Origin of the sequence: Gaetbulibacter jejuensis (assembly GCF_039524015.1) — a bacterium.
GTDB classification, from domain to species: Bacteria; Bacteroidota; Bacteroidia; order Flavobacteriales; family Flavobacteriaceae; genus Gaetbulibacter_B; species Gaetbulibacter_B jejuensis.
Window position 1 is genome coordinate 151,346 of the sequence record NZ_BAAAGF010000004.1, and the last position, 12,747, is coordinate 164,092.

13 protein-coding genes are annotated in these 12,747 nt (G+C 34.5%); 4 read left to right on the forward strand and 9 right to left on the reverse strand.

The annotated features are described in order from the left end of the window. Positions 1-15: 15 nt before the first annotated feature. On the reverse strand, positions 16-591 hold the full coding sequence (locus ABD011_RS12730) for a DUF2911 domain-containing protein (RefSeq protein ID WP_129761382.1): 576 nt from the start codon (positions 589-591) through the stop codon (positions 16-18). Between the two features lie 187 nt (positions 592-778). Here ABD011_RS12730 and ABD011_RS12735 point away from each other — a divergent pair, with 187 nt between their 5' ends. From ABD011_RS12735 to ABD011_RS12750, 4 genes are all read left to right on the forward strand, one after another. Beyond that, positions 779-1,330 (forward strand): RNA polymerase sigma factor, encoded by a 552-nt coding sequence (locus ABD011_RS12735; RefSeq protein WP_129761381.1) that lies wholly within the window; start codon positions 779-781, stop codon positions 1,328-1,330. Continuing rightward, positions 1,311-1,883, forward strand: a complete 573-nt coding sequence (locus tag ABD011_RS12740) for a hypothetical protein (protein ID WP_343798800.1) — start codon at positions 1,311-1,313, stop codon at positions 1,881-1,883. The genes ABD011_RS12735 and ABD011_RS12740 overlap by 20 nt, the downstream gene beginning before the upstream one ends. Before the next feature lie 18 nt (positions 1,884-1,901). Beyond that, positions 1,902-3,482 carry a hypothetical protein gene (locus ABD011_RS12745; protein WP_343798801.1) on the forward strand — a complete coding sequence of 527 codons (1,581 nt, stop codon included), beginning with the start codon at positions 1,902-1,904 and terminating at the stop codon, positions 3,480-3,482. Positions 3,483-3,571: 89 nt separating this feature from the next. Continuing rightward, entirely contained in the window at positions 3,572-4,264 is a 693-nt protein-coding gene (locus tag ABD011_RS12750; RefSeq protein WP_343798803.1) for a peptidoglycan DD-metalloendopeptidase family protein, read from the forward strand. Positions 4,265-4,366: 102 nt separating this feature from the next. Here the strand turns inward: ABD011_RS12750 and ABD011_RS12755 are convergent, their stop codons facing one another. The 8 genes from ABD011_RS12755 to ABD011_RS12790 all read right to left on the reverse strand — a co-directional run bounded on the left by ABD011_RS12755 (position 4,367) and on the right by ABD011_RS12790 (position 12,707). After that, positions 4,367-4,588 (reverse strand): hypothetical protein, encoded by a 222-nt coding sequence (locus tag ABD011_RS12755; protein WP_343798805.1) that lies wholly within the window; start codon positions 4,586-4,588, stop codon positions 4,367-4,369. Then, on the reverse strand, positions 4,578-5,141 hold the full coding sequence (locus tag ABD011_RS12760) for a hypothetical protein (protein ID WP_343798808.1): 564 nt from the start codon (positions 5,139-5,141) through the stop codon (positions 4,578-4,580). Before ABD011_RS12760 ends, ABD011_RS12755 begins: the two co-directional genes overlap by 11 nt. Positions 5,142-5,269: 128 nt before the next feature. Next, on the reverse strand, positions 5,270-5,992 hold the full coding sequence (locus ABD011_RS12765) for a thioredoxin family protein (RefSeq protein WP_243832960.1): 723 nt from the start codon (positions 5,990-5,992) through the stop codon (positions 5,270-5,272). A 97-nt stretch (positions 5,993-6,089) separates the two neighbouring features. Beyond that, positions 6,090-7,073 carry an SMP-30/gluconolactonase/LRE family protein gene (locus ABD011_RS12770; RefSeq protein WP_343798811.1) on the reverse strand — a complete coding sequence of 328 codons (984 nt, stop codon included), beginning with the start codon at positions 7,071-7,073 and terminating at the stop codon, positions 6,090-6,092. Between the two features lie 145 nt (positions 7,074-7,218). Further along, positions 7,219-10,572, reverse strand: coding sequence for a preprotein translocase subunit SecA (gene secA, locus ABD011_RS12775; protein ID WP_343798813.1), 3,354 nt, complete (start codon positions 10,570-10,572; stop codon positions 7,219-7,221). Positions 10,573-10,744: 172 nt separating this feature from the next. Continuing rightward, positions 10,745-10,966 (reverse strand): DUF2795 domain-containing protein, encoded by a 222-nt coding sequence (locus ABD011_RS12780; protein WP_010177336.1) that lies wholly within the window; start codon positions 10,964-10,966, stop codon positions 10,745-10,747. Between the two features lie 230 nt (positions 10,967-11,196). Next, a complete protein-coding gene (locus ABD011_RS12785; protein ID WP_129761374.1) occupies positions 11,197-11,772 on the reverse strand; it encodes a cob(I)yrinic acid a,c-diamide adenosyltransferase in 576 nt (191 codons plus the stop codon). Positions 11,773-12,023: 251 nt separating this feature from the next. Beyond that, positions 12,024-12,707 carry an ABC transporter ATP-binding protein gene (locus tag ABD011_RS12790; RefSeq protein WP_129761373.1) on the reverse strand — a complete coding sequence of 228 codons (684 nt, stop codon included), beginning with the start codon at positions 12,705-12,707 and terminating at the stop codon, positions 12,024-12,026. Positions 12,708-12,747: the final 40 nt, after the last annotated feature.

Here is a 12,747-nt window from a genome sequence, read left to right on the forward strand (position 1 = left end):
TATAATGTCTTACCTTTATTCAATTGAATCTTTGATTACAGTTAAAGGTACGGCAATTTTTGTTTTATCCCAAGCCATTGTAAGGTGAAGGTCACCTGTAGTATTATCAAAACCAATGGTAAATTGTTCAACAGTAGTATTGAGTTCTTCAGTAGGAACTTCAATTTCAAGTATATCGTGTTGAGGTTCTCTCATTGGCTTCATTTGCTCATCAACTCCCCAAGGATATAGTTTTTTATTAAAAATGACTTGCCAAGAGCTGTCTTTTGGTACTGTCCAAAGCGTGTAGATGCCTTTAGGTATAGCAATTCCTTTTACATAAAGCGATTTGTTGGTTTCAAAAGTTGTCGCTTCATTGGCTCCTGTTCGCCATACTTGATTGTAAGGAACAAGTCCGCCAAAAATTTCCCTTCCTTTTTTTGAAGGTCTATTGTAAAACACTTCAACTTGTAAATCGTTGAGTTTGTATTCTACATTATCTTTTGGGCTCAAGCGTTTAGAAAAAATATTTTCAACAAAATAAGAGTATAAAAATAGTCCTACAGCGACTAAAGTTAAAACAATAAGGATTCGTTTTAAAAACGTGTTCATACCTAAAAATTCGAATTTTAAAATTAAGTGCTAAAGATATATCAAAAACACCTAAAGACTATCTATTTAACGTTCATTTATAATAATTTGGTATCATTTTAAAAAAAAGAGGTAAATTTTGCAACACTGTATGTTTTGTATCGTCTTTATAGAGAACTAAACCAATAACCAAAAGATCAACTAACGCATGTTTCAAGTTGAAATTATTGAAAAATGCAAGCAAAATAATCGTGCTGCACAACTACAAATTTACAACCAGTATTGTGATGGTATGTATGCTGTGGCAATGCGATTTGTAAAGGATTCTATGGAAGCTGAAGATATCGTTCAGGAAGCCTTTATAAAAGCTTTTGCTAAACTACACCAATACAAAGCAGAGGTTACTTTTGGAGCTTGGTTAAAACGTATTGTTATCAATAAAAGTATCGATTTACTTAAATCCAAAAAGCAACATTTGTTGCAGTTGGAAGAGGTGCACCTAAAAGTAGTTGATGATAATGATGACAACTGGTTTGTTGAAGATACAATAACACTAGACGAAGTCAAAGAAGCTATAAAAAAGTTGCCAGAAAAGTATAAATACGTAGTTATGCTGTATTTGGTTGAAGGGTATGACCACCAGGAAATATCTGAAATTTTAAGTATTAGCGAAGTCGCTTCTCGAACGCAACTGTCTAGGGGAAAAGTAAAATTAAAAGAACTGTTAACACTTACAAGTAATGGCACAACAAGATATTAGAGAACTCTTTAAAGACGAACCAAAGGTTTCCAATCAAAAAATGCCTAAAGGACATGAAGCCCGTTTTTTAAAGAAGCTAGATAACGCACAACCGCAAAGAACAATCAAAAAACGTTTCAGTATAATGCAAATAGCGGCAAGTGTTGTTATTCTTATTGGGATGGGTTTTGGAGCATATAAATTTTACAATGTGCCTCCAATTGAGCCTTCAAACGGTAAGGAAGAAGTGGTATCCAATTTAAAGTCGCTTGGTGATATTTCACCCGATTTAAAAAAGGTTGAAGACTACTATCTGGCTAATATTAACTTAGAATTATCCAACGTAAAGCTCACTTCAGAAAATAAAGAATTGTTTGATAGTTACGTGCTACGTCTTGAAGAACTCAATAAAGAGTACGATAGACTTTCGGTTGAACTAACCGAAAATGGACCAAACGAGCTTACTGTAAGTGCCTTAATAGATAACTTAAAATTAAGACTTAATTTATTGTATCGCTTAAAAGAACAATTAAAAGATTTAAACGACTCAGAAATGAGTCAGGATAATGCTTAAAGCAATAAAAACGAACAAATGAAAACAATACAATTAATGTTGTTTATGTTGTGTGCTACCATTAGTGTTACTGCACAGCAACGGTTAAATAAAATATCTCAATCTATAAAAGTAGATAAAGACGTTACCATAGATTTAAACACAAGCTATGTGCAAATTGAAATCGATACATGGAATAAAGATCTTGTTGAGGTTGAAGCATATATAGAAAGCGATAAACTTTCAAAGGAAGAGCTTAAAAAAGCACTTGAAAACTGGAATATAAGCGTTGAAGGTTCAGGAAAAAATGTAAGTATAAGCTCTAAAGGAAGCCGAAATGTATGGGGAAACTTTAACATGGAAGGGTTTGAATTTGAGTTTGACAACAATTTCGAATTTGATGCCTTACGAGAGCTTGAATTTGAATTGGCTGAATTACCTGAAATGCCAGAGTTACCCGAAATGCCTGAGCTACCTGAAATGCCAGAAATGGAATTGCCAAAACTTCCTAAGCTTCCAAAATTACCTGAATTACCAAAAGGGATTCATTCAGTACATTTTGATACCGAAGCCTACAAAAAAGATGGTGAAAAATACCTTGAAAAATGGAGCAAAGAGTATGAAGAAAAGTATGGAAAAGAGTACAAGGATAAAATGAAAGCTTGGGCAAAAGAATTTTCTAAAGTTGATTTTGATAACTACGAAAAGGAAATGCAAAAATGGGGAGAAGAGTATGGTAAGCAGTTTGGTGAAGATTATGAAGTAAAGCTAAAAGAGTGGAGCAAGAAGTTTGATAAGCAATGGGGAAAAGAGTATGCTAAACGTATGGAAGAATGGGAAGCAAAACACGGTAAGCAAATGGAAGAACGCGCTAAACAAATGGAAGAGCGTAGTGCAGAAATTGCAAAACGTTTTGAAGAGCGCCAAAAAGCTCACGCTGAAAGACAAGCTCATTTAGCTGAACGTCTTGAAGAGCGTATAGAACGCAACGAAAAGCGTCGTGCTGAACTGTCTAGAACACTTGAGGCTAGAAGTGGTAAAGTAAAAAAGACCATTAAAATAAAAATGCCTAAAGATGCTAAACTAAACCTAAATGTAAGACATGGTGAGTTGAAGTTTACTTCGGTTATTAAAAACTTAAGAGCAGATATTTCACACTCTACATTAGTAGCAAATCACATTGATGGAAGCGAGACTTCCATCAATGTATCTTATTCACCTGTGTTAATTGACACTTGGAGTCAAGGTGAGTTAAAACTAAATTATGTGGATAAAGCACATGTAAAGCAAGTAAACAGAATTGTATTAAATTCTAACTCATCAAACATTAGTCTCGACAATTTAAATGGCAATGCAATTATTGATGGTAGTTTTGGAGATTTAACCATTTCAAAAATCAACGATTCGTTTAATAATATCAATTTGGTGTTAGAAAATAGCGATGCACTTATAAGTTTGCCAAAAACAGCATTCAACTTGCAATATAAAGGAGATAGAACGCGTTTTACCCATCCAGAAAAACAAGATGCTAAAAACACATCGTCGTTTTCTACTAATAGCCCAAATAGTAATAAAACAATTGTGGTTAATGCTAAATTTAGCCATGTTATAATGCAATAATCAAGCTTCTTGTATGAACAGAAATCTTACAGTTGTATAAAGGCTATACGTTTCAAAAAAGTGTATTTTTATAGAAATATTTTTTTGAAATGCCCTCAAACACATTCCACGATTTTTTAGAACGCATTAGTACAAAACCACTTCGAGTACTAGATGCTTCAATTTCAAATTCACAGTACATTTCTTTAGATCTTTCTAAGCACAATACCTTACTGCAATCGGTTGATGTATCTTCATCTTCAAAGCTTGAAGCATTTGTAAATGCGCATATAAACAAGCATAATGGGTTGGTTGCCTTTGGTGGTTATAACGAAGTGCGAAACATTTACCAACGTAGTACACATTTTAACGAACAAAATCCACTAACCGAACGTAACATTCATTTAGGAATTGACCTTTGGGTTGCTGCTGATACAGAAATTCTTTCGCCTTTAGATGGAGTAGTGCATAGTTTTAAAAACAATACCAATTTTGGAGACTATGGACCAACTATAATTTTAAAGCACACCATAAAAGAGGTGAGTTTTTACACCTTATATGGACATTTAAGTACTGCGTCTATTGAGCATTTAAGCGTAGGACAACAGTTTAAACAAGGAGAAGAATTAGCAACACTTGGTGATCCTACTGTAAACGGCGATTATCCTCCACACTTGCATTTTCAAATTATAAAAGATATTGGTGAGTATGTAGGTGATTATCCAGGAGTAAGCTCAAAACAAGATTTAGACTATTATTTAAGCAATTGTCCAAACCCAAATGTGTTGTTGAAACTGGAGTAATTTTTTGAAGGGTTCGTTTAAGGGTCTCGGCTATGAGTAGTTGCGAGGGTTAACACTTAACTTCGTAAGTAGGCGAGAACAAGCAATAGATTATATACGGTGTTACCCAACGTTTTTTTCTTCAAGTTTTTTACTAATAAATCTAAAAATCAATAATGATGGAATTAAAATTCCATATAAAATTAGTGCACCATTCCAATCAATATCTTTTTTCATTCCGATATATGAAATCAGCATAAGAGTTGCTACAAAAGAAGCAAGCAAAGTAACGCCATAGAAATATTTAAAGCCTTTAGAAAGAAGTGATTTTAATTCAGGATTCATTTTTTATCCTGTATTTTCTTTTTCGGTCATATTTTATTTTCCAAGTATGGTATTTTAATTTGCCTATAAATTTATTCCATTCGTGTCTAATTCCACCTAACTCCCAATTAACGTCAAATTTTCGTTCTGGTTTGTTTGAGTTTAGTGATTCTGTCACATAGAAAGGTCTTGAAACTTTGCAATGTAACATTGGTTCGTTATCCTTTATTGTTGGATAAAATTCTTCTATATGTGAAGTTTTAAGAAAATACCGAATTTCAATTATGGTTTTATTCCGCAACGATTTATAAATGTATAGGTTTATGTCATAAAGATTTTCATAAATCGTAGATAGTTCCGCTACAATTCTGTTCAACGTTTTTGGTGCTTTTTTGTCATTAATCCTTTTTCTAATTTTCGCATGTTCAAAAAAGTTTTTTCCGATACTTTCATCAATTTCCGACATAATATATAAGCAATTTCTTGATATTTTATTCCAACAAATATCGGTTGCTATATCAATCAAACTTGATGTTGCTTCTTGGATTTTATTTTCGAGCTCTACTTTTTTCAAATGTTTGGTAACTTTATAAAGATATAAATTCTTTCAATAACGAATATCAATAACAAAAAAGCTCAACTGTTTTTATAAAAAAGTCAAGCTTTTGATAGTTTATATGTTTAATGAATAGCCTTTAAGCTTTACATCTCATCAATAATTTTTTCAATAAGTTCAGTAGTTATTTGATAGTTTTCTCCACTTGATTTAGCAATGTCAATAGATTCCTTTGCCATTTTTAAAGCTTTGGTGTAATTTCCAGTTTTGTATAACAACGCAGCGTATGTATCAGTATTATGGGAATTTCGGTCTAGTTCAATTGAACGCTCTACAGCTTTAATAGCTTTTAATAGAATTTTGATGTCACTATAATTTTCGTAGGCATTCCAAGCTAAACTGTTTAAGCTGTTAGAGGAGTTCCAATATTTGTCAATATTGGATTGACTAAAGTCGTCAAGATCAATAGTGTTTGATGAACTAGAAGCAACAGCGCCACCCATATGTTTTAGAATCAAGTCTTCCATTTCAGCTTTACTCATTGCGCCTTCAACAACTTCTAAATTAGAGCTGTTTTTAAGGAAAAAATACGTAGGCATTGCTGTAACATTTAACGCATCATCTACTTTGTTTTTATCAACATCAACTTTATAAAAGTCAACTTTATCTTTATATTTTGCTTCTAACTCTTTAATGATAGGTTCCATACGCTTACATGGTCCACACCAAGTAGCATAAAAGTCTAGTACAATTAATCTGTCGTTATTAACAAGAAGCTTTGCTTCAGCGTCATCATCAGTAAGTTCTGTTTGAGCAAATGACATCGTGATGCTTAATAGCATCATTAAAATAGAGGCAGTTTTTTTCATGGTTTTGATTTGGTTAGAGTTATTGTCTTTAAAAAAAAATGATTATTTAGCGGAACGAATATCGTTTATTTTTTTTAAAAAACAAATTATCAAAGAGTTACTCTTTGTAAAAATGTCCTTTTACACCTTTTACTCCAGGAACAGCCTTAAATATTGAACCAGCTAATGGAAACTGTTTTAGTTGTTCAGTACCCATATCTTTGGTTGCTGTGGTAATGTAAAGCGTGTCTAGGTTTTTACCACCAAAGGCACAAGATGTTACATTAAGCGCAGGAACTTCAATTTTTGTAATCAAATTACCAGTTTTAGGGTTAAAGCACCCAACAGCGCTTCCATTCCATAAACCAACCCAAAGGTTATCGTGTTCATCAATGGTCATTCCGTCAGGATAACCAAGCGTATCACTCACTTTTACTGCAACACGTTCGTTTGATATAGCTCCTGTAGGATCATTATAATCGTAAGCCTTTATTTCGCTTGTTGGCGTATCGATATAATACATAGTGGTTTTGTCTCTGGTCCAAACAATTCCGTTGGATATAGTAACACTATCTTTTTTTAAAATGGCATTTTGGTTGTTGTCCAACATATACAGTTTTGCAGCGTGTGGAGTTTCATCAAAGGCAATAGAGCCTACCCAAAAACGACCACTTGGGTCACACTTTCCATCATTAAAACGATTGGTAGTTATAGCTTGTTCTACAGCTGAAAGTAGTTGTAAATCTCCTGTGTTCGTGTCAATACTGTAAATCCCATCTTGTAAAGCTATAATGGCTTTGTTGCTTTGAGTTGAAGGAACTACAGTGCCAATCATAGAAGGCACAACTAAACTTTTATTGCTTTTGGTTTTAGGGTTGTAAATATGTAATGTTTTTCCTTGAATATCTACCCAATAGAGTTCTTGGGTGTTGTAGTTCCAAAACGAGCCTTCTCCTAATTTTGATTGTATTTGGTATTCTAAAACAGCTTTGTGTTTTAATGTGTTACTAGTGTTTAAAGCTGTTGTTGTAGCTTCTTTACAACTGATTATTGATAAGGCGATACAAAAGAGTAGGTAAGTTGTTATGGTTTTAATCTGCATTTTCAAGTTTTATTTGGTGGTAAAAATACTCAAAAACCGTGGTTTTGATTACTAGTAAATGCGCAATCCCTTGTACTATATTTATACAAATAAAAAGTCCTGACACAAGAATGCATCAGGACTATGATAAACTATTTATAAGGTTTTACTCTTCAATCAAAACCCATTCACCTTTAGCAATTAAGGGTTCTGCTTGTTTGTATTTTACAGTTTTGTTTTCACCACTCATAACGTGTTTTATGGTGACTTTATCGTTTCGACCAATTTTTGGTTTATCACGAACAATAGTTTCTATAACTTCTGGTTGACGTTGTGTGTTACCTGCAGCTCTGTTTTGCGCAGAACGTTCATCCATATTTGGAATTTCTTCTTTAGAAGTTTCAAGATTTTCTTTTCTTCTAGCTCTAGCTTCCTGAATGGTGTTTTGCGTTTCTGTAGGTAATTCACCTTTAAACAAGAATGAAATCACATCCTTATTAACTTGGTCTAGCATTTGCTTAAACAATTCAAAAGCTTCAAACTTATAGATTAATAAAGGATCTTTTTGCTCATGAACAGCTAATTGTACAGACTGTTTAAGCTCATCCATTTTACGTAAGTGCGTTTTCCAAGAATCATCAACAATAGCTAGAGTAATATTCTTTTCAAAATCGTTGATAAGTTGCTTACCGTTGGTTTCGTAAGCTTTTTCTAAATCGGTAACTACTTGTAAGTTCTTTACACCATCAGTAAAAGGAACAACGATACGCTTAAATTTATCACGTTGGTTTTCGTATACATTTTTAATTACAGGGAATGCAATTTCTGCATTACGCTCCATTTTTTCACGATAATGTTCAAAAGCAGCTTTATAGATTTTTCCTGCAATGTCTTGAGTTGAAAGTTTAGAAAACTCTGCTTCAGTAATTGGCGAACTCATTGAGAAGTATCTAATAAGCTCAAACTCGAAGTTTTTAAAGTCGTTGGCGTCTTTGTTGGTTTGTGCAATACCTTCAGAAGTATCGTAAATCATGTTTGCCAAATCCACTCTTAAGCGCTCACCAAATAATGCGTGGTGACGACGTTTGTAAACCACTTCACGTTGTGCATTCATAACGTCATCATATTCTAATAAACGTTTACGAACACCAAAGTTGTTTTCTTCTACTTTTTTCTGAGCACGCTCAATAGATTTTGAAATCATAGAATGCTGAATTACTTCACCTTCTTGTAATCCCATTCTATCCATCATTTTTGCAATACGCTCACTACCAAATAAGCGCATTAAGTTGTCTTCAAGAGACACGTAAAATTGCGAACTTCCTGGATCTCCTTGTCGACCTGCACGACCACGTAACTGTCTGTCTACACGACGCGAGTCATGACGCTCAGTACCAACAATAGCTAATCCTCCAGCAGCTTTTACGTCTTCGCTTAACTTAATGTCAGTTCCACGACCAGCCATATTGGTGGCAATGGTTACTTGTCCTGCTTTACCAGCTTCAGCAACAATATCAGCTTCCTTTTTATGCAACTTTGCATTCAGGACATTGTGAGGTACTTTTCTAATGGATAACATTTTTCCTAAAAGCTCACTAATTTCTACTGATGTGGTACCAATTAGAACTGGACGACCAGCTTGCGATAAGGCAGTAACTTCATCAATTACAGCATTGTATTTTTCACGTTTGGTTTTGTAAACCAAATCTTCTCTATCATCTCTTGCAATAGGTTTGTTGGTTGGGATTTCAACCACATCCAATTTATAGATTTCCCAAAACTCACCAGCTTCGGTAACAGCAGTACCTGTCATACCAGAAAGTTTGCGATACATTCTAAAGTAATTTTGAAGCGTAATCGTTGCAAAAGTTTGAGTAGCATCTTCAATTTTTACATTTTCTTTGGCTTCAATAGCTTGGTGAAGTCCGTCGCTATAACGACGACCATCCATAATACGACCTGTTTGCTCATCAACAATCATTACTTTGTTGTCCATAACAACATATTGAATGTCTTTTTCAAACAAAGCGTACGCTTTAAGTAATTGGTTAAGGGTGTGGATACGTTCAGATTTTACACCAAAATCTCTAAATAGATCTTCTTTAGCTTCAGCTTCTTCTTCTTTTGAAAGACCTTGGGCTTCAATTTTAGCAATTTCAACACCTATTTCAGGCATCACGAAAAAGTTTGGATCATCTTCACCTGAGAGGAATTCAACACCTTTATCAGTTAATTCAACCTGATTGTTTTTTTCATCGATAACATAGTAAAGCTCAGCATCAATTTTTGGCATTTCTCTATTGTTATCTTGCATGTAGTAGTTTTCAGTTTTTTGAAGGAGTTGTTTAATACCTTCTTCACTTAAAAACTTAATTAATGCTTTGTTTTTTGGCATACCTCTGTACACTCTCAACAATAAAAAGCCACCTTCTTTAGTGTCGCCTTCAGCAATTAATTTTTTTGCTTCGGCAAGCACACCAGTTAACATTTTACGTTGTACACCAGCAATATTATCAACTTTTGGTTTTAACTCAGTAAACTCATGTCTGTCTCCTTGCGGAATTGGACCCGAAATAATTAAAGGTGTACGCGCATCATCAACTAATACCGAATCCACCTCATCCACAATAGCGTAGTGATGCGGACGTTGTACCAAGTCGTCAGGTGAGTGTGCCATATTATCTCTTAGGTAATCAAAACCAAACTCGTTGTTTGTACCATAAGTAATGTCTGCCATGTAAGCTTTTTTACGAGCAGCTGAGTTAGGTTGGTGATAGTCTATACAGTCAACACTTAAACCATGGAACTCAAAAATTGGAGCCATCCACGCGCTATCACGTTTTGCTAGATAGTCGTTTACAGTAACTAAATGAACACCTTTTCCTGCTAATGCGTTAAGGTAAACAGGTAGGGTTGCAACAAGAGTTTTACCTTCACCAGTTTGCATTTCTGCAATTTTACCTTGGTGCATTGCTACACCACCAATAAGCTGTACATCGTAATGTACCATATCCCAAGTGATCGCTTTACCAGCAGCATCCCAAGAGTTTGACCAAACCGCTTTATCGTCTTCTAAAGTGATGTAATCTTTACTTCCTGAAAGTTCTCTGTCAAACGTACTTGCAGTTACTGTAATTTCAGTATTACTTACAAAACGCTTAGCGGTTTCCTTAACTACAGCAAAGGCTTCAGGTAGTATGTCGTTAAGTACATCTTCAGTAACTTGGTAGATGTCGTCTTCTATTTTATCGGCTTCAACGTAGATGTCTTCTCTCTCGTCAATATCTTCAGTGGTTTCGGCTTGTTTAAGGAGTTGTTCCTTTTTTTCTAGAAGTGGTTGTCTCGCTTCTGCTATTTTAGCTTTAAAAGCATCGGTTTTGGCTCTTAATTCATCGTGTGATAATTGTTCAAGAGCACTTGCAAAGGTTTTAATCTTATCAACAATAGGTGTAATGGATTTTACATCTTGTTTAGATTTATCACCTACAAATACTTTTAAAACTGAATCTAAAAAACTCATATGTAGTCTATTTTTTATGAGACCGAAGTAATACGGTCTTAAGTTGTTATTGTAATCTTTGGTTTGCTTTAGTAAGGCTTACAAAGATAGGGTTTGTGTTATGTTTTTTAAAAGGATAGTCCACAAAAAAAGTCTCATTATGAGACTTTTTAACTATTCTTTTTGATTTTGTTTAATATTCGTCCTCGTTCCAGAGGTAGTCCTCATCCGTAGGATAGTCTGACCAGATTTCTTCAATAGAATCATAAGAATCACCTTCATCCTCAATAGCCTGCAAGTTTTCAACTACTTCCAGAGGCGCTCCTGTACGGATGGCGTAATCTATTAATTCGTCTTTAGTTGCTGGCCAAGGTGCATCACTTAAATAAGATGCTAGTTCTAGTGTCCAATACATTTCTTATGCGTTTTAATTTTTTGCAAAAATAAATTTTTAGTTCAAAAAGTCAAGAAAAAAATGAATTATTTAATGTTTTGTTTAAACTGAGTACGTTACAAAGTGTTTTGTAGTGCTTTTTTTACAGTTTAAATAGCACATTGTCATTAATCAAAGAGCGTATAACTATTTGCTAATTCTTGAACTTGATAGTATCAATAAAGCAAAGTTTTTTAAATACCCAAAAAATGTTACGATTCTTTTTTCGGAATCCATTTTACTTCTTCGGCTTGCAAGTCATAAGTCAACTTTCGTGCCAACACAAAAAGGTAGTCAGATAAGCGGTTTAAATACATTAAAGTTTCCGATTGAAAAGGTTCTAAGTCATTAAGTGCAGACGCTAAACGTTCGGCTCTACGGCACACACAGCGTGCAATGTGACAGAATGACACGGTTTGATGACCTCCTGGTAATACAAAGTGTGTCATTTGTGGTAACGCAGCATCCATGGTGTCCATTTCTTGCTCTAGAGTAGTAATATCTTCTTCAGAAATTTTAGGAATATTTAATCGAGACTTTCCGTTTTTTAAAATGGCCTTCTCAGGGTCGGTAGCCAAAATAGCGCCAACAGTAAATAAGCGGTCTTGTATTTGTATTAATACGTTTTTGTAGTGGGTATTGATGTCTTGGTCTCTAAGCAGGCCAATATAGGAGTTTAATTCATCAACAGTGCCATAGCTTTCAATTCTTATATGGTGTTTTGGTACTCGTGTACCACCAAACAAAGCTGTTGTGCCTTTGTCTCCGGTTTTTGTGTATACTTTCATATTTTAAACTTTCAGGGTTTACTGAATTACAAGAGGTAGGTGTGCTAAACCGAATCTTGGAATTTGCAAATGCAAGGTAAGATTTAAAAGTTCTATTGGAAAATTGTAAAGGATGTTTTAACGTCTAAATCGACGTTTATTAAACATAGTGTCTTTATTACGACGTTCCCTTAAGCGTTGATTGTTTGTGAAAATAGTTTTAACAAGAATAAAAGCACCAACTAAAATTAAAAGTATCCAAAGCATGACAATTAGTTTCTAGTATCACTTTCAATGATACCATCACGTAAACGAATAACGCGTTTTGCATGAGCAGCAATATCTTCTTCGTGAGTAACCATTATAACGGTGTTTCCTGCTTTGTGTATCTCATCAAAAAGATTCATGATTTCGTATCCGGTTTTAGAATCTAGATTACCTGTTGGCTCATCGGCAAGTATAATAGAAGGCTTGTTAACCAAAGCTCTACCTACAGCAACACGTTGACGTTGACCACCAGAAAGCTGATTAGGTCTGTGGTCCATTCGGTCAGCAAGACCTACGTCGTTTAGTACCTCTTCAGCTCTTGCAACACGTTCTTTTTTAGAAGCACCAGCATACACCATAGGTAATGCTACATTGTCTAATGCTGTGGTACGTGGTAAGAGGTTAAAAGTTTGAAAGACAAAACCAATTTCTTTGTTTCTAATATCAGCAAGTTCGTCATCACTCATTTTGCTTACATCTTTTCCGTTAAGGTTGTAAGAACCTGATGTTGGTGTGTCTAAACAGCCTAATAAGTTCATAAGCGTGGATTTTCCTGATCCAGAAGGTCCCATTATAGCGACATAATCTCCGCGTTCAATGTCTAGGTCAATGCCTTTAAGAACATGTACGGTTTCTTGGCCTAATTGAAAATCTCTAACAATATCACGTATTTCTATAACGTTACCCATTATCACTTTTTTAGTTGAACTATAGTTGCTATGCAAGATA

What these genes read in the sequence shown, in the direction of transcription:
- ABD011_RS12790 (WP_129761373.1), bottom strand. Translation starts at nt 12,707, where the DNA reads ATGGGTAACGTTATAGAAATACGTGATATTGTTAGAGATTTTCAATTA.
- ABD011_RS12755 (WP_343798805.1), bottom strand. Translation starts at nt 4,588, where the DNA reads ATGAATCCTGAATTAAAATCACTTCTTTCTAAAGGCTTTAAATATTTC.
- ABD011_RS12785 (WP_129761374.1), bottom strand. Translation starts at nt 11,772, where the DNA reads ATGAAAGTATACACAAAAACCGGAGACAAAGGCACAACAGCTTTGTTT.
- ABD011_RS12765 (WP_243832960.1), bottom strand. Translation starts at nt 5,992, where the DNA reads ATGAAAAAAACTGCCTCTATTTTAATGATGCTATTAAGCATCACGATG.
- ABD011_RS12740 (WP_343798800.1), top strand. Translation starts at nt 1,311, where the DNA reads ATGGCACAACAAGATATTAGAGAACTCTTTAAAGACGAACCAAAGGTT.
- ABD011_RS12745 (WP_343798801.1), top strand. Translation starts at nt 1,902, where the DNA reads ATGAAAACAATACAATTAATGTTGTTTATGTTGTGTGCTACCATTAGT.
- ABD011_RS12770 (WP_343798811.1), bottom strand. Translation starts at nt 7,073, where the DNA reads ATGCAGATTAAAACCATAACAACTTACCTACTCTTTTGTATCGCCTTA.
- ABD011_RS12780 (WP_010177336.1), bottom strand. Translation starts at nt 10,966, where the DNA reads ATGTATTGGACACTAGAACTAGCATCTTATTTAAGTGATGCACCTTGG.
- ABD011_RS12750 (WP_343798803.1), top strand. Translation starts at nt 3,572, where the DNA reads ATGCCCTCAAACACATTCCACGATTTTTTAGAACGCATTAGTACAAAA.
- secA (WP_343798813.1), bottom strand. Translation starts at nt 10,572, where the DNA reads ATGAGTTTTTTAGATTCAGTTTTAAAAGTATTTGTAGGTGATAAATCT.
- ABD011_RS12735 (WP_129761381.1), top strand. Translation starts at nt 779, where the DNA reads ATGTTTCAAGTTGAAATTATTGAAAAATGCAAGCAAAATAATCGTGCT.
- ABD011_RS12730 (WP_129761382.1), bottom strand. Translation starts at nt 591, where the DNA reads ATGAACACGTTTTTAAAACGAATCCTTATTGTTTTAACTTTAGTCGCT.